Source organism: Streptomyces lanatus (assembly GCF_014655715.1).
In the GTDB taxonomy this organism is placed as follows: Bacteria; Actinomycetota; Actinomycetes; order Streptomycetales; family Streptomycetaceae; genus Streptomyces; species Streptomyces lanatus.
This window is the reverse complement of sequence record NZ_BNBM01000010.1, coordinates 144,730-167,765: the sequence shown is the minus strand read 5'-3', so window position 1 is coordinate 167,765 and position 23,036 is coordinate 144,730. Positions and strand designations below refer to the sequence as shown.

Annotated in this window: 23 protein-coding genes; 14 read left to right on the top strand and 9 right to left on the bottom strand. The window is 71.2% G+C overall.

All coding sequences use genetic code 11. From position 1 onward, the window contains the following. Positions 1-16: 16 nt before the first annotated feature. From IE325_RS26010 to IE325_RS25990, 5 genes are all read right to left on the bottom strand, one after another. Positions 17-1,357 carry a serine/threonine-protein kinase gene (locus IE325_RS26010; RefSeq protein WP_190072473.1) on the bottom strand — a complete coding sequence of 447 codons (1,341 nt, stop codon included), beginning with the start codon at positions 1,355-1,357 and terminating at the stop codon, positions 17-19. Continuing rightward, complete coding sequence (locus tag IE325_RS26005) at positions 1,354-2,094, bottom strand: FHA domain-containing protein (RefSeq protein ID WP_190072472.1); 741 nt, start codon at positions 2,092-2,094, stop codon at positions 1,354-1,356. The genes IE325_RS26010 and IE325_RS26005 overlap by 4 nt, the downstream gene beginning before the upstream one ends. A gap of 107 nt (positions 2,095-2,201) precedes the next feature. Then, positions 2,202-3,755 carry a protein kinase domain-containing protein gene (locus IE325_RS26000; RefSeq protein ID WP_190072471.1) on the bottom strand — a complete coding sequence of 518 codons (1,554 nt, stop codon included), beginning with the start codon at positions 3,753-3,755 and terminating at the stop codon, positions 2,202-2,204. Continuing rightward, positions 3,752-4,510 (bottom strand): FHA domain-containing protein, encoded by a 759-nt coding sequence (locus IE325_RS25995; protein ID WP_190072470.1) that lies wholly within the window; start codon positions 4,508-4,510, stop codon positions 3,752-3,754. Before IE325_RS25995 ends, IE325_RS26000 begins: the two co-directional genes overlap by 4 nt. Before the next feature lie 151 nt (positions 4,511-4,661). After that, complete coding sequence (locus tag IE325_RS25990) at positions 4,662-5,288, bottom strand: hypothetical protein (protein WP_190072469.1); 627 nt, start codon at positions 5,286-5,288, stop codon at positions 4,662-4,664. 266 nt (positions 5,289-5,554) lie between these two features. Here IE325_RS25990 and IE325_RS25985 point away from each other — a divergent pair, with 266 nt between their 5' ends. The 5 genes from IE325_RS25985 to IE325_RS25965 all read left to right on the top strand — a co-directional run bounded on the left by IE325_RS25985 (position 5,555) and on the right by IE325_RS25965 (position 10,738). Then, positions 5,555-6,409 carry a bifunctional methylenetetrahydrofolate dehydrogenase/methenyltetrahydrofolate cyclohydrolase gene (locus IE325_RS25985; RefSeq protein WP_190072468.1) on the top strand — a complete coding sequence of 285 codons (855 nt, stop codon included), beginning with the start codon at positions 5,555-5,557 and terminating at the stop codon, positions 6,407-6,409. A gap of 10 nt (positions 6,410-6,419) precedes the next feature. Further along, complete coding sequence (locus IE325_RS25980) at positions 6,420-6,902, top strand: DUF3017 domain-containing protein (RefSeq protein WP_373315216.1); 483 nt, start codon at positions 6,420-6,422, stop codon at positions 6,900-6,902. A gap of 208 nt (positions 6,903-7,110) precedes the next feature. After that, the gene (locus IE325_RS25975) at positions 7,111-7,608 is read left to right on the top strand and encodes a helix-turn-helix domain-containing protein (protein WP_190072467.1); all 498 of its coding nucleotides are present in this window, start codon (positions 7,111-7,113) and stop codon (positions 7,606-7,608) included. Between the two features lie 387 nt (positions 7,609-7,995). Beyond that, positions 7,996-9,306 (top strand): helix-turn-helix domain-containing protein, encoded by a 1,311-nt coding sequence (locus IE325_RS25970; RefSeq protein ID WP_190072466.1) that lies wholly within the window; start codon positions 7,996-7,998, stop codon positions 9,304-9,306. A 442-nt stretch (positions 9,307-9,748) separates the two neighbouring features. Further along, entirely contained in the window at positions 9,749-10,738 is a 990-nt protein-coding gene (locus IE325_RS25965; RefSeq protein WP_190072465.1) for a malate dehydrogenase, read from the top strand. Between the two features lie 72 nt (positions 10,739-10,810). Here the strand turns inward: IE325_RS25965 and IE325_RS25960 are convergent, their stop codons facing one another. The 3 genes from IE325_RS25960 to IE325_RS25950 are packed head-to-tail and all read right to left on the bottom strand — an operon-like array spanning position 10,811 to position 11,821. Continuing rightward, a complete protein-coding gene (locus IE325_RS25960; protein ID WP_190072464.1) occupies positions 10,811-11,137 on the bottom strand; it encodes a DUF1048 domain-containing protein in 327 nt (108 codons plus the stop codon). 1 nt (position 11,138) lies between these two features. Next, positions 11,139-11,498, bottom strand: coding sequence for a DUF1048 domain-containing protein (locus IE325_RS25955; protein ID WP_190072463.1), 360 nt, complete (start codon positions 11,496-11,498; stop codon positions 11,139-11,141). Continuing rightward, positions 11,495-11,821: a PadR family transcriptional regulator gene (locus IE325_RS25950; RefSeq protein ID WP_190072462.1), complete on the bottom strand. Its 327-nt coding sequence runs from the start codon at positions 11,819-11,821 to the stop codon at positions 11,495-11,497. The genes IE325_RS25955 and IE325_RS25950 overlap by 4 nt, the downstream gene beginning before the upstream one ends. Positions 11,822-11,942: 121 nt before the next feature. Between IE325_RS25950 and IE325_RS25945 the strand changes: the two genes are divergently transcribed. Together IE325_RS25945 and IE325_RS47090 are read left to right on the top strand one after the other, a co-directional pair. Next, positions 11,943-12,266 (top strand): hypothetical protein, encoded by a 324-nt coding sequence (locus tag IE325_RS25945; protein ID WP_229912032.1) that lies wholly within the window; start codon positions 11,943-11,945, stop codon positions 12,264-12,266. A 14-nt stretch (positions 12,267-12,280) separates the two neighbouring features. Beyond that, positions 12,281-12,514, top strand: coding sequence for a hypothetical protein (locus IE325_RS47090; protein ID WP_373315215.1), 234 nt, complete (start codon positions 12,281-12,283; stop codon positions 12,512-12,514). Here the strand turns inward: IE325_RS47090 and IE325_RS25940 are convergent. Beyond that, positions 12,438-13,313 carry a LysR family transcriptional regulator gene (locus tag IE325_RS25940; RefSeq protein WP_190072461.1) on the bottom strand — a complete coding sequence of 292 codons (876 nt, stop codon included), beginning with the start codon at positions 13,311-13,313 and terminating at the stop codon, positions 12,438-12,440. The two genes, IE325_RS47090 and IE325_RS25940, sit on opposite strands and share 77 nt — an antisense overlap. A 70-nt stretch (positions 13,314-13,383) precedes the next feature. Here IE325_RS25940 and IE325_RS25935 point away from each other — a divergent pair, with 70 nt between their 5' ends. The 7 genes from IE325_RS25935 (at position 13,384) to IE325_RS25905 (ending at position 23,000) form a co-directional block, all read left to right on the top strand. Beyond that, the gene (locus IE325_RS25935; RefSeq protein WP_190072460.1) at positions 13,384-13,752 is read left to right on the top strand and encodes a nuclear transport factor 2 family protein; all 369 of its coding nucleotides are present in this window, start codon (positions 13,384-13,386) and stop codon (positions 13,750-13,752) included. A gap of 497 nt (positions 13,753-14,249) precedes the next feature. Further along, on the top strand, positions 14,250-14,936 hold the full coding sequence (locus IE325_RS25930; protein ID WP_190072459.1) for a Crp/Fnr family transcriptional regulator: 687 nt from the start codon (positions 14,250-14,252) through the stop codon (positions 14,934-14,936). A gap of 148 nt (positions 14,937-15,084) precedes the next feature. After that, positions 15,085-15,942: a nucleotidyl cyclase domain-containing protein gene (locus tag IE325_RS25925; RefSeq protein WP_190072458.1), complete on the top strand. Its 858-nt coding sequence runs from the start codon at positions 15,085-15,087 to the stop codon at positions 15,940-15,942. A gap of 5 nt (positions 15,943-15,947) precedes the next feature. Then, the gene (locus tag IE325_RS25920; RefSeq protein WP_229912031.1) at positions 15,948-18,527 is read left to right on the top strand and encodes a hypothetical protein; all 2,580 of its coding nucleotides are present in this window, start codon (positions 15,948-15,950) and stop codon (positions 18,525-18,527) included. Continuing rightward, positions 18,520-19,962: a hypothetical protein gene (locus IE325_RS25915; RefSeq protein ID WP_190072457.1), complete on the top strand. Its 1,443-nt coding sequence runs from the start codon at positions 18,520-18,522 to the stop codon at positions 19,960-19,962. The genes IE325_RS25920 and IE325_RS25915 overlap by 8 nt, the downstream gene beginning before the upstream one ends. Beyond that, entirely contained in the window at positions 19,959-20,513 is a 555-nt protein-coding gene (locus IE325_RS25910) for a Pycsar system effector family protein (protein ID WP_190072456.1), read from the top strand. The genes IE325_RS25915 and IE325_RS25910 overlap by 4 nt, the downstream gene beginning before the upstream one ends. Positions 20,514-20,729: 216 nt before the next feature. Continuing rightward, positions 20,730-23,000, top strand: a complete 2,271-nt coding sequence (locus IE325_RS25905) for a VWA domain-containing protein (protein WP_229912029.1) — start codon at positions 20,730-20,732, stop codon at positions 22,998-23,000. Positions 23,001-23,036 lie beyond the last annotated feature (36 nt).

Below are 23,036 nucleotides of genomic sequence, written 5' to 3'. Positions count from 1 at the left end.
GACCGAGAACCTCGGCTCAGACCTCCCCCGCCTTCCGCAACGCGCTCCACGTCCCCGCCCCCACCACCCCGTTCGCCTTCAGCCCCGCCCGCTTCTGGAACTTGACCACGGCGTCGTGCGTCAGCGGGCCGAAGATGCCGTCCGCCTCGCCGACTTCCGTGATGCCGTGCAGATGGCGCAGCAGGCACTGCGCCTCGCGGACCTGGCTGCCGCCCTCGCCCTGTTTGATGGTGAAGTCCCAGGTGCCGTTCCAACCGGCGGTGTAGCCGCGGCCGTACTCCTCGTCCTCGAAGATCGTCGGCTTCTCGCAGGTGGGCGGTGCCGTGTTGGTGGGGGGTTCCGAGTCACGCAGTGCGTAAGTCACGGCCGTACTGCCGCCGAGCACCGCCAGCGCCGTGATCGCCGCGATCAGGACCGGACGCCGCCACCGTCGCGGCCGTAGCCTCGGCAGCCGGGCCGAGCGGGAGGCGCCCGCCGCCTCCTCCACCCGGCGCAGGAGCGACGCCGTGTCGTGTGTGACGCGGTCGGGGTGGGTGGGGGAGAGGCAGTCGGTCACGATCTGCCGCCAGGGCTCGGGGAGTCCGGGGGACAGGCGGAGTTCCTCGGTGCCCCTGGCGTAGCGCATCGCGGCGTCCACGCGGGCCTGCGTCGAGCTGCCCGGGAGGGGGAAGGTGCCCGCGAGGACGACGTGGGCGAGGACGCCGAAGGCCCAGATGTCGGCGGTCGGGCGGATCCGTGTGCCCCGCTCGTCGACCTCCGGCCACAGCAGCTCCGGCGGGGTGTAGTCGGGCGTGGCGAAGGCGGGGGCGTAGGCGTGCGTGCCCTCCAGCTCCGCGGCCATGTTGAAGTCGGCCAGCCGTACCGAACCGTCCGCCATCAGCAGCACATTGGCCGGTTTGAGATCGCCGTGCACCCAGCCCGCGTGGTGCAGCTGGTGCAGGCCCTCGCAGATCTGGGCGAGGAGGGCGGGACCGGCGGTCGGCCTCGGGTCGAGTTCCAGCGCGGTGTCCAGGGAGCCCTCGGCCCGTTCGAGGACGAGGACGGTGGCGCCGTCGAGTTCGGGGTGGTCGGGGTCGTCGACCGTGAGGGTCTCGTACATCCGGATCAGGCGCGGGGCGCGGAGCCGGCTCAGCAACTCCGTCTCCCGCTCGGCCAGATCGCGCAGGTGGTGCAGCTGGCGGGGAGTGCGGGTGCCGGTGGCCAGGAACTTGAGCGCGGCCGTGCGGGGCTGGCCGTCGCCGCGCCGGGCCGCGTAGACCGTGGCGAAGGCGCCGGAACCGAGCGGGTCGCGCACCTCCCACGGGCCGATCCGGTAGCCCTTCGGGACGGGGACGGCGTACGGCGTGCGCGCGGTCACCGCACTGCCTCGCCCGCCGTCGCCGCCAGCACGGTCAGGTCGTCCTCGCGGACCAGGTCGAAGCGGAGCGCGAACGAGACCAGCGACTCCTTCTTGCCGTTGACGCGCAGACCGGGCTCGGCGGTGTCCGGGCCGGGGCGCAGCCGGAGTTTGAGGGCCAGGTAGTCGATGTTCCAGTAGACGGACGAGCGGCTGACCGTCGGCCAGACCGGGCGCAGCCGCTCCACCAGTTGCTCCACCGCTGGCAGCGGGGCGTGCGGTTCGCCGCGCAGGCGGGGCTCGCACAGGGCGGCCAGTACCGCGAAGTAGCGGCTGGTGCGGTCCAGGGCGAACGCCGGGGTCGTGGCGGGGCCGGGCAGTCCCTGGCGGGCCGCGCTGCGGAAGGCGTGGCGCGGGGCCCAGACGTCGAAGGTGAGCAGATCCCCCGCGGCGGGCAGCACCACCCGCGCGAACTCGAAGGGCACCGGCGCCTCCAGACGGCCCGGCGCGATCTTGAGGTGTTCGCCCGCGCCCTCCGGGTTCTCCACCACATAGGTCTGGTCCTCGCTGAAGTTGCTCAGCAGCCAGAAGGAGCGGTGCGCCGTGATCTCCCCGGCGGAACGGGGCACTCCTTCATGGGCGATGGTCAGTTCGTTCCTCCCCGCGTCCCTGCCGAAGGAGAGCCGCTCACCGGCGGCGATCCGCACCTGGTCGTTGACATTGCCGCAGGTCGGCGGCACGACGATGACGCTGTACATGGTCCGTCCCCCTGTTCCCTCAAGAGAATGGTAAGGAAGCCCTTACTACGGCTTCGAGGCTTTGCCGCCCGAGGGCGCGTCGCCGCGGTACCTCAGAAGTCTCAGGGTCACTTCTTCTCCGGCGGCGTGTACTCCTTGAGGTAGTGGGCGACGCGGGCGGCGTAGTCGCGGTACTTCGGGGGAACTCCGCCCGCGTTGTTCACGACCTTGGTCGAGGTGCGGTAGGCGGCCGCCAGCAGCACCTGGCGGTCACCGGAAAGCCCCTGCTCCAGCAGGCGCGGCTCCATGTAGCAGAGGTAGCGGCTCACGGCCGGGATGGAGTCGGCCGGTGTGATGGGCGGCTTCGGCGTCTCCTTGGCGGGGACACCGTCGGCGCGGATCCACCAGCGCAGCAGGCTCGGCGTCCAGCGGGCGATGCCGTACTCGCCCTCCTTGCCCACGGAAGGGTCGGAGAGGTCCGGGTCGAAGTTGCTCTCCGACTTCAGCAGGGCGGCGATCAGCGCGGGCGTGACCTCCCGCTGCACACAGTTGTGCGCGGAGTCGACGATGAGGCGGCGGTAGGCCACCGGGATGCCCTTGTCGGTACGCAGCTCGGCGGCGCCGTAGTTCGCGGGCGTCACCTTCTCGGTCCCGCCGCCCTCGCCACGCGTGTCGACCCAGCTGCTGATGCCGTAGCCGAGCGCCGACACCGCCACCACGGCGGCCACGGTGGCCGCGATCGCCGTACGGCGGGAGCGGCGGCGGGGCAGCAGCGCCCGCGGCAGCCGCGGCGAACGGCCCGTCCCCGCCGCGGCCTCCACCCGGCGCAGCAGATCCTGGGTGCCGACACGGTCCGCGTGCGTGCGGGTCAGACAGTCCCGGACGATCTCCCGCCAGACGTCCGGGAGTTCGGGCGACAGCCGCAGCTCGTCGGTGCCGCGGGCGTAGGCGGCGGCCGCGTCACGACGGGCCGTCGATGTGGCGCCGGGCAGCGGGAAGGAGCCGCTCAGCAGCAGATGCGCGAGCACCCCGAACGCCCACACGTCCGCCGACGGGCGGATACGGCGCCCCCGTTCACCGATCTCCGACCACAGCAGCTCCGGCGGGGTGTAGTCGGGCGTGGAGAACGCGGGCGTGTACGCGTGTGTGCCCTCCAGCTCCGCCGCCATGTTGAAGTCCGCCAGCCGCGCCGAACCGTCCGCCATCAGCAGCACATTGGCCGGTTTGAGATCGCCGTGCACCCAGCCCGAGTGATGCAACTGGGCCAGCCCCTCGCAGATCTGCGCGAGCAGGGCGGGCCCGGCGTCGGGGCGCGGATCCGCCGCCAGCAGCTTGGCGAGCGACCCCTCCGCCTTCTCCAGCACCAGGACGGTGGCGCCGTCGAGCTCGGGATGGGCCGGGTCGTCGACGACGACGGTGTCGTACATCCGGATCAGCCGCGGCTGCTTCAGCCGGCGGTGCAACTCCACCTCGCGCTCGATGAGTTCGCGCAGGTGCGTGAGCTGGCGGGGGGTTCCGGTGCCGGTGGGCAGGAACTTCAGGGCGGCGGTCCTCGGAGAGCCCTCGCCGCCGCGTCTGGCCTCGTACACACTCCCGAACGCCCCCGTGGCGATCGGCTCCCGCACCTCCCAGACGCCCACCCGGTACCCCTTGGGCACCGGCACGGCGTAGGGCTCGGTCACCGGGTCACCCGGCCGGGGGCCGACTCCCGGAGCACGAACAGATCGTCCTCCCGTACGAGATCGAACCGCAGCGCCAGCGACACCAGCGACTCCTTCTTGCCGTTCAGGCGCGGGCCGGTGTCGGCCGTCTCAGGGCCGGGCTTGAGGCGCAGCTTCACGGCGAGGTAGTCGATGTTCCACTGCACCGAAGTGCGCGAGGCGGCGGGCCAGTTGGGGCGCAGCCGGTCCACGACCTGGTCGACGGTCGGCAGTGCGGCGTGCGGCTCACCGCGCAGCCGGGGCTCGCACAGCGCGGCGAGGACCGCGAAGTACCGCTTCGTACGGTCCACCGAGAAGGCCGGCGCGGTGGTCGCCCCGTCCAGGCCCCCCTCGGAACTGAGGTAGTCATGGCGCGGCGCCCACACCTCGATCGCCAGCAGATCGCCGGCCGCGGGCAGCACGATCCGCGAGAACTCGAACGGGATCGGCGCGTCCAGCCGCCCCGGCCCCACCTTGATGTGCTCGCCCGCCCCCTCCGGGTTCTCGACGACGTACGTCTGCTCCCGGCTGAGGTTGCTCAATATCCAGAAGGCGCCCTGCGCGGTGATCTCACCGGCTCTGCGGGACACCCCGTCGTGCACGATCGCGAGGTCGTTGTCGGAAACGGATCGCCCGAAGCCCAGCCGCTCGCCCGGCGCGAGCCGGTGCTGGACGGGCTGGTTGGGCTGGTTCTCGTCCTCCGTGGTCGGCGGAGGTACCACGATGATGCTGTACAAGGTGCGTCTCCCCGTGCCTGACGGCTACCCACGTCAGAGTAGGGCGACGCAGCCGGGCCGTGCCCCCCTCGAACAGGTGAGACACGGCCCTCGGCTGTTATTGGCGTGAACCGAACCCTGACTGCGCGTACCCCTGAGGGTCAGGCGTGCGTCAGTAGCGCGGGCGGTTGAACCAGGCGGACGCCGCGCCGTTCACCATCGAGGCGAGGATGATGCCGGCGATGGCGAGGGAGATCAGACCGCCGAAGGTGGCCGAGCCGTTGGCGCCGTTCACCATGTTCACGATGCCGCCGAGGATCATCAGCGACGCGTACACGATCGTCGTGATGCGGATGCCGCTGCCGCCGTTCTTGAACTTCACGCCCAGGAAGATCGACAGCGCGCCCAGGGCCAGGAAGAGACCCGCGACCAGGAAGCCGATACCGGCCAGGGTGCCGGTGTCGTCACCGGAACCGATGCCGTTGGACGCGTCCTGGAGGGCGCCGATGGCGATACCGGCGATGAGGCCGCCCAGGATCTGGAAGCCGGCGAGGATGAAGAGGAAGACGCGAGCGGTCTTCATCAGGCCGGGCATCTGCATCGGCATCATGTTGCCGCCCGGGTAACCGGGGTAGGCGGGCTGGCCCTGCGGGTAGCTGTAGCCGGGCTGGCCCGGAGGCTGCTGCGGGGCGCCCTGCGGGTAGCCGTAACCGGGCTGGCCGGGCGGCTGCTGGGGCGGGTAGCCGGGCTGGCCCTGGGGAGGGGGGCCGTAGGGGTTGTTCGGGTCGCCGAAACTCATGGCGGTCTTTCCTCCGTTGTCCGAGTGCGGGGACGCGCGGCACGGTGCGGAGGAGATTGACTGATGCGGTTGTCCCCCCGGTACTGCCCGCGGCACTGCCGTCACATGGTTCTTTAATCGGCTCTTACTTGTCCAGCCGCATTCCCTATGTGTTGTGCAAGTGCAACATCCCTGATCATGGTCGGATACGGGCGGAGATGGGGAGGGGGCGGCAGTTGTGGACCCGGATTGGAACCGTGAGGGCGTCATCCAGGAAGATGGGGACCATGACCGCCCAGATTCTCGATGGCAAGGCCACCGCAGCCGCGATCAAGTCCGACCTGACCGCCCGCGTGGCGGCCCTGAAGGAGAAGGGCGTCACGCCCGGCCTCGGCACCGTCCTCGTCGGGGACGACCCCGGCAGCCAGAAGTACGTCGCCGGCAAGCACCGCGACTGCGCCCAGGTGGGCATCGCCTCCATCCAGCGCGAACTGCCCGCCACCGCGACCCAGGAGGAGATCGAGGCCGTCGTCCGCGAGCTGAACGCCGACCCGGCCTGCACCGGCTACATCGTCCAGCTGCCGCTGCCCAAGGGCATCGACGAGAACCGCATCCTGGAACTGATGGACCCGGACAAGGACGCGGACGGCCTGCACCCGATGAACCTCGGGCGGCTGGTGCTCAACGAGCCCGCCCCGCTGCCCTGCACCCCCAACGGCGTCCTCACCCTGCTCCGCCGCTACGGCGTCGAGATCAAGGGCGCCGAGGTCGTCGTCGTCGGCCGCGGTGTCACCATCGGCCGGCCGATGCCGCTGCTGCTGACCCGGCGCAGCGAGAACGCGACGGTCACGCAGTGCCACACCGGCACCCGCGACCTCGCCTCGCATCTGCGCCGCGCCGACATCATCGTCGCCGCCGCGGGCTCCGCCCATCTGGTCCGCCCCGAGGACGTGAAGCCGGGCGCCGCCGTCCTCGACGTCGGTGTCTCGCGCGGCGCCGACGGCAAGATCGTGGGCGACGTCCACCCCGGCGTCGCCGAGGTGGCCGGCTTCATCTCCCCGAACCCCGGCGGCGTGGGCCCGATGACCCGGGCGCAGCTGCTGGTCAACGTGGTCGAGGCGGCGGAGCGCAGTGTCGGCTGAGGGGAGCGCCGTGTCGGCTGAGGAGAAGGACGAGCAGGGCGAGAGGGACGAGATGGAGGTCCGGGATCCGGTGAGCGCGCCGGACTCGGAGGGGGTGCCCCGGCGCACCACCCGCCGCTTCCCGCTGTTCACCCGGGACACGGCCCGCCCCGAGGGCGGCGGCCGCGCGGCGTCCGGCGACCTTCCGGCGCCCGCCCGGCAGTGGCCGGTTCTCGTGGTCCTCGGGCTGGTCGGGGTCGGGCTGCTGATCACCGCGCTCGACGAGTTCCGCGTCGGCACCCTGTTCATCGGCGGTGCCCTGCTGGCCGGTGCGGTGATGCGCTGGATGCGGCCGAGCGTCGGCATGCTCGCGGTGCGCTCCCGCTTCACCGACATCGTGACGTACGGCGTGCTGGGCCTCACGATCGTGCTGCTGGCGCTGATGGCACAGCCGAAGCCGTGGCTGCAGGTGCCGTTCCTGAAGGACGCGCTGCACTTCACGGTGGAGAACTAGTCGTACACGGCATGACGGCGGGCCGTCCTCTCCCCCGAGGAAGGACGGACCGCCGCCCGCGTCAAGCCTCGGGCACGCCGAAGGCACCCTTCAACGGCTGTCCGTGCGCTGTGGCACGGAAGTGACCGTTCCGCTACGTCCCGTCCGTCGGGGAACCAACGCGCCCCGTCAGGTCGTCACCCGATCGGGTTCGGTTCGGAGGTGAGCGATGAGTGCGTGGCAGCCACTGCCCGACGATCTGCCGCCGGAGGTGCGGCACTTCGTGGAGCAGTTGCGGCAGCTCAAGGACCGTACGGGCCTGAGCCTGGTCTCCCTGGGGGCGCGCACCGCGTACAGCAAGTCCTCCTGGCAGCGGTACCTCAACGCCACCCAGCCCCCGCCCCGGCAGGCGGTCATCGCCCTGTGCCGGGTCGCGGAGGTCGAGAAGGAGGAGGCCGAGCGGTTCGGGGTGCGGTGGGAACTGGCGGTGGGGGTGTGGCCGAAGGCGGTGGCGGGGTCGGGCTCCGGGAGTGGGTCGGGGTCGGGGCCGTCCGAGGCCGAGGCCGAGGTCGTCGGTGACGAGTACGAGGACGATCCGACGTTGCCCTGGTGGGACGCGCCGCCCGGGAAGTCCGGGCCGTCCACGGGGCGGTTGCTGGTCGTCGCCGTGGCGCTGGCCACCGTACTGGCGGTGGCCGTGGTGATCGGGGCCGTTGTGCTGGGTTGAGCGCGACGGGGAGGAAGTGTCCGAGTCGCCCGAATGCGGTGTGTGTGATCTGAGTTTCGTTCTATGTGCGTTCTGTGTGTCGATGTGTTGACAAGTTCGCGGAATTGCAAGGAAGTCATTCGGTAAGCGGGCTAGCGTGGTCGATCGGGGCGTCCGGGGCGTCCCGCTTTTCTGTAAGGGCTTACTGCCAGGGTTGTGTCGGCTGTGGAGGGAAGCTGGTGGAACACTGGACGCGGCCTCGATGCTCCCGTGCGCCCCCACCCCGGGAACTGAGATCCTTATGTGGCGCATCCCTGTGGGTAGCCACATCGGGGACTCGGCAGAGGGCACCACGCGCGGGGAACGCGAGAAACACCAGCACCAACCGGGGGGAAGAGGGGGGAAGCAATGCCTCGTTGGAGGGCCTTGCCGGATGAACTCGATCCGCAGGTCAGGGAGTTCGCGAGCCAGTTGCGTCGGCTCGTGGACCGCAGCGGCCTGAGCGTCGCGGCGCTGGCCGACCGCACGGGATACAGCAAGACGTCCTGGGAGCGGTATCTGAACGGGCGGCTGCTCGCGCCCAAGGGTGCGATCGTCGCGCTCGCGGAGGTCACGGGCACCAATCCGGTCCACCTGACGACCATGTGGGAGCTCGCCGAACGTGCCTGGAGCCGTTCGGAGATGCGCCACGACATGACCATGGAGGCGATCCGGATCTCGCAGGCCCGCGCGGCCCTGAGCGAGTTCGGCGCGCCGCCGGCCAATGCCAAGGGGAACGGCGCGAACGGTGCGAAGGCGGGCAAGTCCTCGCGGCGCGGCGGAAGCGCCACGGCGGCGCCGACGCCCGGTGTCGCGGGGCCGGCGGGTGTGGCACCGACCGTGCCGCCGTCTGTGCCGGTCCAGCCGACTGCGCCCGAGGTACGGGACTCGGTGCAGGACGCTCCGGTGCGGGGGGTCGGTGCCGGTGCGGGTGATGTGCGGGACAGTGGGGCGGCCGAGGGCAACTCGTGGGGGCTGGCCGGGTATCGGGGGCCTTCGCAGTCGGCGGGGCGGACGGGAGGTACGCCGCCTGGTGGGGTTGCGCGTGCGTCCGGTGCGTCTGGTGCGTCCGGTGTTTCCGCGCCTTCCGGGGCGCAGTCGGGGGCGACGTGGTCGCCCGGGACGCCGAATCCGTACGGGGAGCCTCCGCAGGGGGGTCGGCCGGGTGCCGGTGTCGGTGGTGGCGGTGGGAAGCGGCGGCTGACGATGTTCCTCGCGGGGGTCGTCGGTGTGCTCGTCGTCATCGCGGCGGTGTTCTTCCTCACCGATCGCGGTAACGGCAAGAAGGGCGAGGACGCCGTCAAGTCGCCCTCGCCGACCGCGTCCGCCGACACCGATCTGCCGCCCGGTGTGAAGTGCAGCGGTGACTCCTGCACCGGCAAGGACGCGGAGGCCATGGGGTGCAGTGGTGACCTCGTGACGACTGCCGCGACCGCGACCGTCGGTACCGCGGTGGTCGAGGTGCGGTACAGCGAGACCTGTGGGGCCGCGTGGGGGCGTGTCACGCAGGCCGCGCAGGGGGACGAGGTCGTCGTGACGGTCGGGAAGACCAAGGAGTCCGGGTCGATCACCGCGGCCGGTGACACCATCGCCTACACGCCGATGGTGGCCGTGAAGGACGCGGGCGATGCCGTCGCGTGCGCGACGCTGGGTACGGGTGTGGAGGGGTGCACGAAGTAGGCCGACGGTGGCCGAGGGGGTGACGCCCCCTCGGCCCCCCGGTTTCCTCGCGGGGGCGAGGAGAAGCATGGACCCGAGCGCCGGACGGGCCGAGAGATTGCGGGCCGGTGTTGAGGAGCGACCGGTCGTCGAAAGAAATTCGGGCCGTAGGCATGGGGCGCCCCAAAGTGGGCACGCGCACCGTACCCCCACGGGAGTCCGGCATCGGTACCCCCACCCGGCGGCCGCCCAGTTCCCCTCTCCCGGACCGGGCGGCCGCCCCTTTTGAGGGCTGTGGGGTGGGCCACAGGGGGGCTGGCCGTGCGAGATCCCGGATGCGCGATAGCCTGACCGGTGGATCTCTCGACGCCAAGAGATCGATCATCTCTAGGCTGACAGGGCCTAGGTCCCGCACCCCGGGGGCATCGAACGCCCCACCGCCAGCTGTCATACGGAGAACGCCATGACCCGCACTCCCGTGAACGTCACCGTCACCGGCGCGGCCGGCCAGATCGGTTACGCCCTGCTCTTCCGCATCGCCTCCGGCCAGCTGCTCGGCGCGGACGTGCCGGTCAAGCTGCGTCTCCTGGAGATCACGCCGGCGCTGAAGGCCGCCGAGGGTACGGCCATGGAGCTGGACGACTGCGCGTTCCCGCTGCTCCAGGGCATCGACATCTCCGATGACCCGAACGTCGCCTTCGACGGTGCCAACGTCGCGCTGCTCGTCGGCGCCCGCCCCCGTACCAAGGGCATGGAGCGCGGTGACCTCCTGGAGGCCAACGGCGGCATCTTCAAGCCGCAGGGCCAGGCCATCAACGCCCACGCCGCCGACGACATCAAGGTCCTCGTCGTCGGCAACCCGGCCAATACCAACGCCCTCATCGCCCAGGCCGCCGCGCCCGACGTACCGGCCGCGCGCTTCACCGCGATGACCCGCCTCGACCACAACCGCGCGCTGACCCAGCTCGCGAAGAAGACCGGGTCGGCCGTCGCCGACATCAAGCGGCTGACCATCTGGGGCAACCACTCCGCCACCCAGTACCCGGACATCTTCCACGCCACCGTCGCCGGCAAGAACGCCGCCGAGGTCGTCAACGACGAGAAGTGGCTCGCCGAGGACTTCATCCCGACCGTCGCCAAGCGCGGCGCGGCGATCATCGAGGCCCGCGGCGCCTCCTCCGCGGCCTCCGCCGCCAACGCCGCCATCGACCACGTCCACACCTGGGTCAACGGCACCGCCGATGGTGACTGGGTGTCCATGGGCATTCCGTCCGACGGGTCGTACGGGGTTCCCGAGGGGCTCATCTCCTCCTTCCCCGTCACCACCAAGGACGGCCAGTACGAGATCGTCCAGGGGCTCGACATCAACGAGTTCTCCCGTGCCCGTATCGACGCCTCCGTCAAGGAGCTCGAAGAGGAGCGCGAGGCGGTGCGCTCGCTCGGCCTCATCTGAGCCGGCGCCCACAGCACGTACGTCAGCGACGGGCCCCGCACCGGTTTCCTTCGGTGCGGGGCCCGCGGTGTGTCAATTCTCGGCCGTGCCGGGTTCCCCGCTGATGGATTCCTGGTAGACGTCCGCGTAGGTGGGAGAGTCCTTGATCAGGCCGTCGCAGAACGCGGCGACGTCGCTGCCGATGAGTTCCAGGACGCCCTTGCCCGTGGCGGCTCCCTCCTCGAAGAAGTCGACGATGCCGGGGAGCAGTGGGCCGTCGGGCAGGTCGATCGGTCCGACCTTGAACAGGTACCTCTGCATCTCCTTGTAGACGATCTGGTAGTCCGGCGGGAGTGCCTTGACCCGGGCCTTGTGTGCCCGCCACTGCTTCTTGCCCTCGATGATGTCGTGGATGCTCACGTCAGCCTCCCAGCCGGCTCAGTTTCCTCGCGACGTTCCTGTTCAACTGCTCGCGCCAACGGTCGCGGTAAGTTCGCGCCCCTTCTCCGCCGGCCAGCGCGCTGCAGAAGCCTCGGATGTCGTCGCCGAGCACCTCGTGCACGCTCTGCCCGTCCGCCGCGGCTTCTTCGAGCAGCCCGAGGGCCGCGTCGAGGATCGGCATCAGGTTGCGGCCGGTGAAGTCCCCGTACGGGAAGAGGTGGGTGACGATCTGTCCCCACGCCGTCCGGTAGTCGTCGTCCGGCAGGGCCTCCGCCCGGGCTTCGAACGCCTTCCATTCCCTGGTGAGATCGCTGCCCGTGATGGTTTGCCAGAAGTTCATCCCCGGCCCTCCTTGAGCCTGTCGATGCGTGATGAGACGTACTGCCATTTCGCCCAGAACTTCGCGAGTTCCTCGCGTCCGGCTTCGTTGAGTTCGTAGAACTTGCGTGGCGGGCCGACGCCGGACGGCCGCTTCGTCACCTGGACGAGCCCGTTCCGCTCCAGCCGCAGCAGGATGGTGTACACCGTCCCCTCGATGACGTCGGCGAAGCCGAGGTCGTTGAGCCGGCGGGTGATGGCGTATCCGTAGGTTTCCTCGCTGCCGATGATTTCGAGCACACACCCTTCGAGCGTGCCCTTCAGCATCTCCGTCAGGTCGTCCATCGCGGTTCCTTCCCAGCCCCCAAGCGGTACTGTGTGATACCGAGTACCACTATACGGTATCACCGAGTAGTAGGGTCGCGCCGGTGCCCGCTCCCTGCGCGGGCTCGCTCACCCGCTGCGCATGCAGTTGCTGGACGCCCTGCTCACGGACTCGAATCCGGACGTACGTGGGACGGCCGAGGCGTACCTTCACGAGGTCGCGACCACTCAGACGCGGGATCTGTCGACCTGGCTCGGCAACCGCCACGCATGGCCGGAAGAGTGGAACCGCACCTGGGACATGAGCAGTGCGACGTTGCGGCTGACGCCCGAACTCACCCGAGAACTCGTAGAGAAGATGCACGCGCTGGTCGACACCTACCGCGACCGGGCCACCGACGAGGACGACGCCGAAACCGCGCAGGTGCGCATCCACACCCACGCGTTCCCCCTCACCACGGAATGAGAGGCCCCGGCCCGATGCACCCCGAGACCCACCTCGCCCTGCATCACCTCCGCGCCGCCGACCTCCGTGCCGAAGCCGACGCGTACCGCCTCGCCGCCGCGGCCCGACGCCCCCGGGACCTCCGTGCCCGTCTCGGCTGCGTTCGGGGAGCCCTGGCCCGCGCCTGCCTACCTAGTCGGTTTGCAGGGCGGCGAGGAGCCTGGTTCGCAGTAGCTGTACGGCTGGGGAGTGCTGGCCTCGGCGGGTGATCAGTCCGAGCCGGGCGGGCGTCGCGGCGTCGGTGAGCGGGACGGTTCGCAGGCCCGTGCCCTGTGTGGAGGACGTACTGAGGACGGCGGCGCCGGCGCCGCGCTCGGCGAGGCGGAGCAGGGTGGCCGGGGAACTGGCGTCGATGTCCACGCGTGGGTGGAGGCCGATCCGGTGGCAGGAGTCCTCGTAGGCGGCGCGAATGCCGGTACCCGGGGAGAGGCAGAGGATCTTCTCGCCCACGAGGTCGGCGAGGCGCAGTTCCGCCCGGTCGAGAGGGTGCCCGGCCGGGACGACGGCGGTGATCGGCTCGTCGACCACGATGCCCACCTCCAGGCCCGGGGCGACGTCGCCCGCGTAGCCGATCAGAGCCAGGTCGAGAGAGCCGGCGAGGACTTGGGCCTGGAGGTCGTCGGAGTAGCCCTCGTGAAGGCTGAGTTCGATGCCGGGGTGGGTGCGTCCCAGGTCGGCGACGGTGTCGAGGAAAGCCGGGATCGAGCAGCCCATGATCATGCCGAGCCGGACCCGGCCGCGCACGGCGTCGGCGAACTCGGCGACGGTGTGCTGGATTGCCTCGATGGTGGCGAGGGCGTTCTTCGCCAGAGGGAGAACTGCCTCGCTGACCGAGGTGAGGCGGATCTGACGGCCGGAGCGGTCGAGCAGTTGCTGGCCCAGTTCCAACTCCAGCTTGGCCACTTGGGTGCTGATGCCGGATTGACTGACGTGCAGGCGATGGGCGGCGGCGGTGAAGGTGCCCTCGTCCATGATCGCGGCGAAGTAGCGCAGCTGGTGTAGCTCCATACTCACTGATGATAGATGCCATCTTATCTATCTGTTGGACGGATGGGTGAGGTGGTTGGAGGGTGGAGGCATGACGACGACGAAGACTGCGCGAGAGCTTGCCGAGACCTACTTCACCGCCTGGGAGGCGGGCGACTTCGAGGCCCTACGGGGATTGCTGGCCGACGATGTCGACTTCGTCGGAGCGCTGGGAACGGCGTCGGGGGTGGAGGAGGCGCTCGCCGGGCTGCAGGGGCTCGGTCAGGTGCTGGAGAAGATCGACGTGAAGGTGCGGGTGGCGGAAGGCGATGACGTGATCACCTGGTTCGACCTGCACACAAGCGTCGCGCCGCCTGCGCCGACGGCGAACTGGATGCACGTGGAGGACGGGAAGGTCTCCCGGATCCGGGTGACCTTCGATCCTCGCGGACTGCTGGCGGGATTCGAGAGCCGGAACTGACTTGGGGCGAGGATGAGCCCGTCGAGCTCGATGAGCGGCAGTTGGAGCTGAAACGGCTCTGGGATGCCGAGGAGGAGCGGCGGCGGGCCGTGCTTCGTAAGCGAGGAAAATGAGGGGCTCGGCGGTTGCGATTCGTGGCCTTCCGCCGCCACACCAACCCCTCACCTTGCCGCCACCACCCCATCACCTCCCTCGGCACCCAAACCCGAGTTCTCGCCAACTCTCCCTCCCTCGGCCGGATCCGGCGGGGGAGGGGTGGGCCACTCCGGTGGTGTGGCTGACCTCACCCTCGATCCTCGGCGTGTGCGTGTGGTGCAGACCACTGGGGCCGGTCAGCGGGGGTGGGTGAGAGTGGGCACCTGGCCACCAACCTGGCAATCCGTAACTACCGGCCAGTACCCCTGGTATGGCGCAATCCGCTCGGCGCGGACCTTCGCCCTGTCACCATCGACACCCATCGAAAATCCAGGCGTCCGGACTGCGGCGGGGGACCGGCCATGGGGCTGCTCGGAAATGAGCTGGCGTTCGCGCACACTCTGACTCCCCAGGAACACGAGAGCGTCATGGCCCTCGGCAATCGGAAGAGCTATCCGGCCGATGCCCATCTGCTCACCGAGGGAGACCGCTCCAGTCACGTCGTGATCATCATTCAGGGGTGGGTGACCGTTTCCGTGGTGACCGACCGTGGGGCGACGCGGCTGATACTCGGCCTGCGCGGTCCCGGCGAACTGCTCGGCGAGATGGCCGCGCTGGACCAGCATCCGCGCAGCGCCACCGTGCGCGCACTGGGTTCCATAGAGGCCCAGGTCATATCCGGGGACGCGTTCCGCCGCTATCTCGCCCTGCATCCCCGGGTGAGCGGTCTGGTGATACGCCAGCTCACCTTCCGGCTCCGCAGCGCCGACCAGGAGCGGTCCGCGCTCGCCTCGCTCACCGTGCTCCAACGCCTGGCCGGCCGCCTCGTCGAACTCTCCGGCCTCGACCCCTCCGTGCCCTACGCCTCCGGCCCCGTCGTCCATCTCGCCCAGGACGAACTCGCCGCCACGATAGGGGCCACCCGCGAAGCCGTGGCGAAAGCCCTACGGCTGCTGCGTACCCAGAACATCGTGCGCACCGGCAACCGGATGGTGGAGATCCTCGACCCCGGACTGCTCACCCTCCTCGCGGACGGGCATCAGGAGTAGACCCATGCCCCGCCGTGTGTAAACGGCTACAGACGTCCCTCGCCCAGGGCCCGAACCTGGGGGGACCAGCACCAGCACCTTCTCCGGGTGGTCGGGCATTCCCTCGAACCGCCTCTTCAGCAGCGAACAGAACACGCAGGGGGCACGGGTGAACCAACACGCGGCGGACGACGCGGCGGAACTCGCCGAAGCGCACTACGAGTTGGTGATCAGCGTCGACGCCAGACGTTCCGGCGAGTACGGCGACGTCGACAAGCCGCGCATGCGGGCCCGGATATATCGGGTGCTGGAGTCGGCGTTCAGCCACGCCAAGGTCCCCCGGGACGCCGTACATCTGGAGGACCGCGGCGACGGCGTGCTGGTGTCGGTCGCGGGACGGGTCGCCGTGACGCGGCTGCTCGGGCTGTGGATGGTCGAGGTGCACGAGAACCTGCGGGACGAGAACCGTGACCTCGCCGTCCCCCTCGGGCTGCGCATCGGCATGCACGTCGGACCCGTCCGGCACGACGCGCGGGGCATCAGCGGACGTGCCGTCGACCTCGCCTGCCGGCTCGCCGACTCCTCCGTCGCCCGCCGGCTCCTCGACACCGAGAAGGCCGACCTCGTGCTGGTGACCTCGCAGTCCTTGTACGAGGACGTGGTCGACGCGGGCGGCAAGTTCATCGAGCCCGCGCACTACGCGCCGGCCCGGCTGGAGCTCAAGGAGGGCGAGGTGACGGCCTGGTTCCGGCTGCCGGGGCGGCCCGCGCCGGAGATCGCGGGGGACGGGGCGGTGGCGGCGCCCGTCGGTGACGGTTTCGGCGGCGAGGGCGGCGAGGGCGACGAAGCCGATGACAACGACGAGTTCGAGGTCGTCGGCGATCAGATGTCCGGCCATCGGCCCGCCCACGGCGGGATTCATTACAACGTCATCGGCGACCTGTCCCATAACCACCACAACGACTACCGGGGTGACGTGCACATCGGCCGGAACACCGACCGCGACGCCGAGAAGGGAAGGGGCTGAGCCGGGTGAGCGACGACGAGCAGGCGGGCGGCGACGGCCCCGACGAGCCGCGTGGGGGACGGTCGTCCGACGACGGTCCGAAGGGCGCGGACGAGAGGAAGGCCGAGGGCGGCAAAGAGGACCGGGACGACCGGGAGCGCGACGACGAGAAGGAGCCGGGCGACGAGAAGGCCGACGAGGACGAGGAGGCGGACGAGCGGGAGAAGGAACGCGAGCGCGCCGCCGGGCGGTTCAAGGCCTACACCCGCGACCCCCTCGCTGAGGACGAGGGCGACGACTCGACCACCGACCTCGCCGCCGCCGCCCGCACCCGGCGGGCCACCCGGCTGCTGTTCGACGTCGGCGGGGACCTCAACCGCTTCGACCGCACCTACTTCAACCGCGCCCACATCGGCGACAACATCAACCTCCTGCTGGGCGCCCGCCGCCCCGGCGCCGGTATGCGCAGCGGGCCGGTGCCCGAGGAGGAACTGCGCAGGCTGCGCCGGGCGCATGTGGCGCCGGAGGGGTATGTACGGCTGCGCAACGCGCTGCGTGCCCGGCGGCTGCTGGTGCTGGGCGCCGCGCCCGGCACGGGACGTACGAGTACGGCGCTCTCGCTGCTCGACGAGGTCACCACCGCCGTGGCCGACGGCACCGGCACCGAGCCCGCCGCGCGGATCCGCCGGGTCGACTCGGACGGCGGGGTCCGGCAGCTCGCCGAGAGGCTGGACGGTGAGGGCGGTCAGGAGTGGCGGGGGGCCGGTCTGCTGCTGGAGCTGTCCCTGGACCGGGCCGACGCGTTGCCCCCGGACGAGATGGACCTCGATGAACTCGCCGCGGCCCTCGCCCGCCGCGAGGCCTTCGCGGTGATCGTCGTCACCGTCGGGTCGGCCGCGAACCCGCTGCTCGCCGGGCGCTACGGCATGCTCTGCCCGCCCGCGCCCACCGAGGAACTGCTCACCACCCGGCTGCGTGAGCGGCTGGAGGAACGTGCCGCGGAGGCACGGGAGGGCGATGCTCCCCTGGCCGAGTTGCTGGCCCGCGCCGAGGAACTCGCGGGCGGGTCCGAGGTCACGGACGCGGTCGGGCTCGACGATCTGCGGCCCGCCGAGGCCGAGTTGCTCGCCTCGCTGCTGGCCGGGCACGTCCTGGGCGACGTCTCCCGCGACGATCTGCTCTCCGGGTGCCGGAGCATCGCCGCCGAGCAGGCGCACGAATGGTTCGCCGGCGTGGACCGGGCGCTGACCGCGCTCACGGCCCGGCCGGACGCGGCCGAGCGGGGCGCGGTGCGGTCGGGGACGGCCACGCTGTTCCACCCCGTCGCCTTCCGGATCGCGCTCGCCGTCCTCGGCGGTGCCTCGCACAGTGCCGTGGCCGCCGCCGCGCACCTGCTGACCTGGGAACTGTCGGTGCAGTCCGACCCGGACCACACCCCGGCCCGCCCCCTGTTCTGCGACGACCCGGAAGCCGATGTGGCGCTCTCCCGCGCCGAGTTCACCGACGGCAAGGTCGAGGTCGACGGGCACGACGTGCCCGCGCGGCTGATCTACTACCGCGGCAGCGCCCTGCCCTCCGCCGTGCTGACCGAGCTGTGGGAACGGCACTTCCCCGTGCGGGCACCGGTGGTGCGCTGGCTGCGGCTGCTCGCCGACGACCCGCGCGACCAGGTGTGGATGCGCGCCGCGGTCGCCGCCGGGGAGCTGTGCGTACGGGACTTCGACCACGGTTACACCGAACTGATCCGCCCGCTCGCCGAGGCGACCACACACCGCCGGCTGCTCTTCGCCGCGACCACCCTCGACCAGGCCGCCGGTCATGACTCCCACCGCAAGGCGGTGCACCGGCTGATCGGCGACTGGAGCCGCAAGGGCACCCTGTCGCAGCGCTGGACCGCGGCCTGGGCGCTGGGCTACGGCAACGCCGCGGCCAGCACCGACGACACCCTGGACGCGCTGGCCCGCATCGGAGTCCGCGACGACGACGAAGGGCTCGGCAAGGTCGCCGCCTCCCACAACGCCGTACGGCTGCTGGCGCGGCCTGACGCGGCGGAGGTGCTGGCGCGGATGGCCGACTGGACCCACCACAAGCGTGAGCCGTACCAGGACCTGGGGCTCGCGGCGACGGTACGGCTCGCCGCGACGACGGTGGACGAGCTGCTGACGGACGATCCCGACGCGTTCCTCGACGGCGCCGACTCGCCGTGGGGTGACCGCGGCGACTGGCCGGTGGCGCTGGCGCTCGCCGCCGTCCGGCCCGAACTCGTCGAACCCATGGCCGACTTGATGTGGACCGCGCAGAACACGGCCCGCTCCAAGGACGTGGCGATGGACTCGCTGGAGGACCTGCTGCGCTCCGTCGAGCGCAAGAACGGCGACGAATGGACCCGGCCGGGGCTGGCGGCGCTGCTGCCCGCGCTGGCCACCGAGGAGCACGACCGGCGACGGCTGGACTGGCTGCTGCGCCGCATGATGAACGACCCCGAGAAGCCGCTCCCCGAGCCGAAGGCGCGCCAACTGTGGTGGCTCGCCGTCGAGCCGGAGGACAGGTCGCGCCGGTCAGGGCCGCGTCGGGTACGCACGCGCGAGGAGGAGAGGCATGGCTGAGAACGACGACGAGGCGGCGGGCGCGGAGGGCTCGGAGGGCGCGGAGGAGCAGTCCGAGCAGGAGCAGCCGGCGGGCGCCGAGTCGGACGCCCCCGCGGGGCCGTTCGTACGGGACTTCAACCCGATGACGGACGGGTATCCGCGGGTGAGTCCCCGTTCCGCGATGGTGCAGTTCTACCGGAACGGCGGCTATACGGTGACGCGGGCCACCGGGGTCCAGCACGTCGACAAGCCGATGCTGGCCCGGGCGCACAGCATCTGCGAGATCGCGCTGGGTACGTATGTCACCCCGCTCCAGATGGAGTTGCCCGCCGCCGGTGGCACGACCTTCTTCAAGGCCGAGGTGGACATCCAGTGGACCGTGACCGACCCGCACCTGGCGGCCCTGGAGGTCGTCACCGACGTCGCCAATAGGCTCACCGCGCCCGTCCTGGAGCGGCTGCGCGAGGTCACGACGACCTATCGGGTGACCGAGGCGGAGCAGGCGAACCGTGCCATCACGCGTGACTGCAGCGGGGGGCGGTGGGCCGACCTCGGCTCCGAACTCGGGCTGCGGGTACGGCTGTACGTGCGGCTGCGGGTGGACGACCGGACCATCGAGCACGCCGACGAGGAACGGGACGCGCACGCCCAGGCCAAGGTGATCCGGCTGCGGCAGGAGTCGTACCGGCGCATGCTCCAGGGCGGGGAACTGGAACAGCTCAGCTTCATGCTGGCGGCGGACCCCGAGGGCGCCAAGGACTTCCTGGAGAAGATCCGGCAGGAGGGCCGCCAGGACGAGAAGGAGCGCGTCGCCCGCCTCTTCGCCATGGCCGCACGCGGCGAACTCGCCACGGTGGATGTCGAGACCCAGGTCCTCAACCTCCTCAACCAGGGCGACGGCCGCCCCATGGTCGGCCCCATCGGCACGATCCCGGCCCGCCGCCCAAGTGAGCTGAGCGCGGGATCGGGCGCCGGCTTCAACCCGGACTGGGCATCGGACGAACCGCCTCGACGGCCGTCGCGGAGGGGGGAGAGGGCTCGGGGGGAGTCCGGGCGACGGGGGGAGCCGTACCCGGGGGACGACGCCGACTACGACGAGCCCCGCGCCCGTCGGCGGACGTATCGCTCGGATCATGACGATGAACCGCCGCGCCCTCGCGACGGACGTCGGGCGCACCGTCCGGAGTTGGATGCCTCGGGGTCGCCGGGGGCGTACCCGGATCGGGATCCGGAGCCGGATCCCGATGGCGAACCGCGCTCCCGTGACCGGCGGGAGGGGTTCGGCTCCTCGGGACCGGTCCCGGGTGGGGAGCGTGAGGATGGGGTTCGCTCCGGGGACCGGCCCCGGACCTACCGGCCGGAGCCGTACCACCCGGATGACGAGCGGGAGCGTCCGCGGCGTCGTAGACGGGGTGGGGACGAGGGCTGGTCCTGGGCGGAGGAGGACCGATGAGCGCCGATGGCGCGGCACGGACTTCCCCCGACCCGGTCGTTCCTGTGCCGGACGGGGGTCGGCACGACGATGACCGGGCGGGGGAGCGCATCGTCGCCGAGAGGTTGCTGGCGACGGTGCGGGAGGATCTCGGGCGCGCCGACTCCAAGGCGGCGGTACTGCTGTCGGGGACGCTCGCGCTGCCCGCGTTCCTCGCCGGATGGCGCGGCGCGCCCGGCTGGGACGGGCTCGCCGATGTGACGCTCGTACCGGCCGGGTTGCTGTGGGCCGTCGCGGTCGCCGCACTGGTCGCGGCGCTGATGCCGCGCACCGGCACGGTCCGCGGCGGGGACGGGGTGACGTACTTCGGTGACCTGGTGGCCTCCCACGACCTGGAGCGGCTGACCGCCCGGGTCGTGGAGGCCGGGCGCGACCCGGCCACATGGCTGCTGATCCAGGCCGTGGACGTCAGCTCGATCCTGTCCGCCAAGTACCGGGCCATCCGCTGGGGGGTGGGTTCGCTCGCCCCGTCCGCGGTGCTGGCCGTCGTCTGGGGTCTGACCTCGGGCTGATCCCGGACCGGCGCACGCGACATCGGCGTACCACCGCACACACGCCAACGCACCACCGCACAGCACAGGCGCACGCACCAGGCAGAACGCGGATGCGTCACCACCTACACGCCACACGCGCAGCAGCAACCTCAGGCACGCATGTCGAACACCAAGAAGACCAAGGGGACGGCCGTGGGACGAGTCACGGGAAGACGGCAGACAGGAAGGCCCCGGGTGCGCCGCGCCGTGGCCTCGGCCCTGGGCGGCGCCGCGGTGTTCGTGTCCCTGCTGGCACCGGCCGGTCAGGATCCGGTGCCCGCGGCGGACTCCGCACCCGCGTTCCCGGCCGTCAACTACGCGGTGGCCGTGGACGAGTCGGCCAGTCTCGCGCCCGCCGACATGAAGGCGGAGAAGGCCGCCGCCAAGCGGATCGCGCTCGGCGACGTCTCCTCGGCCTCGCACGTCACGGTGTTCGGCTTCGCCGCAGCCGAGGCCGACGACCAGCGCGCGGTGGATCCCGTGTGCCCGCGCACCACGCTGGACCGGGCAGGACGGGAGACCGTCGGCGACTGCGTCGACAAGCTGCGCAGCCGCAAGGAGAGCCAGGGCACCGGGACCGATCTGCCGAGCGCCATCCGGCAGGGCGTCCACGACCTGACCGATGGGTCGGATCCGTCGGAGCCCCGGGTGCTGTTCCTGCTGACCGACGGGAAGATGGACGTCGAGGACAGCCCCAAGTACGGCGATCCGGCGCACCGCAAGGCCGAGGGCGAGAAGCAGCTGAAGGAGGCGCTGAAGGACGCCGCCGCGCAGAACGTGCAGATCTGGCCGCTCGGCTTCGGTCCCGACCCGGACAAGCGGCAGCTCGACCAGATCGCCGCCGGCGGGTTCAGGAAGGGCTGTGTCGCACTGCCTTCCGCGACACCCCGGGCGCACAAGGTCTCCGGCGCCGACGACGTCGGCACCACGCTGGAGAAGATCTTCGCCGCCGCCCATTGTCTGCGGCATGAGGAGGGCCCGAGCAAGCGGCCCCCCGCCACCCTGGAGATCGGCATCTCCCCGCTCGCGACCGTCGGCAGCATCGTCGTCGACAAGGGCGACCCCGAGGTGAAGATCACCTACATCGACCCCAGCGGGGATGAAATCCCCGACACCTACGGGACGTTCAAGAAGTCCCGCTTCGAGCTCGCGGGCGGCTCCGGCACCGTCGAGGCGCTGAAGATCGTCGACCCGCTGCCCGGCGTCTGGAAGGTCAAGGCCGAGGCCCCGGAGGGCCATCGCTCGCTGCCCGTCGCCGTCAGCGTGCTGTGGCAGGGCGAACTGCGCGGCGCCCTCACCATGGACCCGCCCTCGCCGCAGGCCGGCGAGAAGGTCACGGTCACCATGCGGCTGCAGACCCGCGAGGGCTACGAGATCAAGGACCCCAGCGACTATGCGGGGCTGCGGGTGCGTGGCGAGCTGGCCGGGGACGGCTTCTCGCCGCTGCCCATCGATCTCGCCGACCGTGGCAAGGGCGCCGACCCCGAGGCCGGCGACGGCTCCTTCACCGGCACCGTCGAGGTCCCCGAGGACGCCGACGGGGCGCTCAAGGCCAGCGCCACGCTGACCGCTTCGGGCCTGCGCGCCGACACCCGCGACGAGGACGGCGTCGTGGCGCCCGGCGAACTGCCCGTCACCGCCGCCCTCGACCTGCCGGACGCTGACACCAACCCCGGCGACACGGTCACCGGCAGCCTCGCCGTCCACAACACCACCGACAGCGAGCACAAGCTGCGGCTGTCCCTCGCCGACGTCAAGGACGGGCTGCTGTCCGTCGAGCCCCACGAGATCACGCTGAAGCCGGGCGAGTCCGGCACCCGCGAGGTGAAGGTCCAGGTCGCGGCCGACGGCGCCTTCGGCGACCGGCTCGGCGACGACGGGCTCGACCTCGCCGGGACCGTCACCGTCACCGACACCACCGACGACGACCGCGCCCTCGAACGGGAGCCGCTGTCGGTGCGGGTCACGCCGGAGCCCGGTCTCTGGGAGAAGTACTGGTGGGTGGTCGTCGCCGCCGCCGTCGTGCTGGTGCTGGCCGGCGCGGCATTCGTCGCCTGGCGGCGGCTGCGGAACAAGCGCAAGGACCCGTACGGCCTGATGCTCCAGCTGCTCTCGGAGGACGGCCGCGTCGTCAACGAACATCCGGCCGGACACGGCAACAACAAGCAGTGGTACGAGTTCACCGTCGTCGAGGCCCATCGCAGCCCGCGCATCGAACGCCGCCCGCACGGCCAGTACGCCGTCCAGCGCAGCCGCGAGGGCGGGGCGGTGCTGCGCAGGAAGGGCAGCGGCCGTACACCGCTGGTCGCCGGTGGCCAGGTCCAGCTGACCGAGACCCTGAGCCTCGCCCTGGGCGAGGACACCAGGCCGAGCCGCAACAGCCGTGGCACCCGCCCCAGGCCGACGACCGTCGGCGCCGGCCCCGGTGACAGCGGCAACGACAGCCCCTTCACCCCATACCTGTGACGCACGAACCTGCGGCCGCCGCGGCCGTGTAGCGGG

What these genes read in the sequence shown, in the direction of transcription:
- IE325_RS26005 (WP_190072472.1), bottom strand. Translation starts at nt 2,094, where the DNA reads ATGTACAGCGTCATCGTCGTGCCGCCGACCTGCGGCAATGTCAACGAC.
- IE325_RS25990 (WP_190072469.1), bottom strand. Translation starts at nt 5,288, where the DNA reads ATGAGTTTCGGCGACCCGAACAACCCCTACGGCCCCCCTCCCCAGGGC.
- IE325_RS25985 (WP_190072468.1), top strand. Translation starts at nt 5,555, where the DNA reads ATGACCGCCCAGATTCTCGATGGCAAGGCCACCGCAGCCGCGATCAAG.
- IE325_RS25975 (WP_190072467.1), top strand. Translation starts at nt 7,111, where the DNA reads ATGAGTGCGTGGCAGCCACTGCCCGACGATCTGCCGCCGGAGGTGCGG.
- IE325_RS25970 (WP_190072466.1), top strand. Translation starts at nt 7,996, where the DNA reads ATGCCTCGTTGGAGGGCCTTGCCGGATGAACTCGATCCGCAGGTCAGG.
- IE325_RS25965 (WP_190072465.1), top strand. Translation starts at nt 9,749, where the DNA reads ATGACCCGCACTCCCGTGAACGTCACCGTCACCGGCGCGGCCGGCCAG.
- IE325_RS25955 (WP_190072463.1), bottom strand. Translation starts at nt 11,498, where the DNA reads ATGAACTTCTGGCAAACCATCACGGGCAGCGATCTCACCAGGGAATGG.
- IE325_RS25950 (WP_190072462.1), bottom strand. Translation starts at nt 11,821, where the DNA reads ATGGACGACCTGACGGAGATGCTGAAGGGCACGCTCGAAGGGTGTGTG.
- IE325_RS25945 (WP_229912032.1), top strand. Translation starts at nt 11,943, where the DNA reads ATGCAGTTGCTGGACGCCCTGCTCACGGACTCGAATCCGGACGTACGT.
- IE325_RS47090 (WP_373315215.1), top strand. Translation starts at nt 12,281, where the DNA reads ATGCACCCCGAGACCCACCTCGCCCTGCATCACCTCCGCGCCGCCGAC.
- IE325_RS25940 (WP_190072461.1), bottom strand. Translation starts at nt 13,313, where the DNA reads ATGGAGCTACACCAGCTGCGCTACTTCGCCGCGATCATGGACGAGGGC.
- IE325_RS25935 (WP_190072460.1), top strand. Translation starts at nt 13,384, where the DNA reads ATGACGACGACGAAGACTGCGCGAGAGCTTGCCGAGACCTACTTCACC.
- IE325_RS25930 (WP_190072459.1), top strand. Translation starts at nt 14,250, where the DNA reads ATGGGGCTGCTCGGAAATGAGCTGGCGTTCGCGCACACTCTGACTCCC.
- IE325_RS25915 (WP_190072457.1), top strand. Translation starts at nt 18,520, where the DNA reads ATGGCTGAGAACGACGACGAGGCGGCGGGCGCGGAGGGCTCGGAGGGC.
- IE325_RS25910 (WP_190072456.1), top strand. Translation starts at nt 19,959, where the DNA reads ATGAGCGCCGATGGCGCGGCACGGACTTCCCCCGACCCGGTCGTTCCT.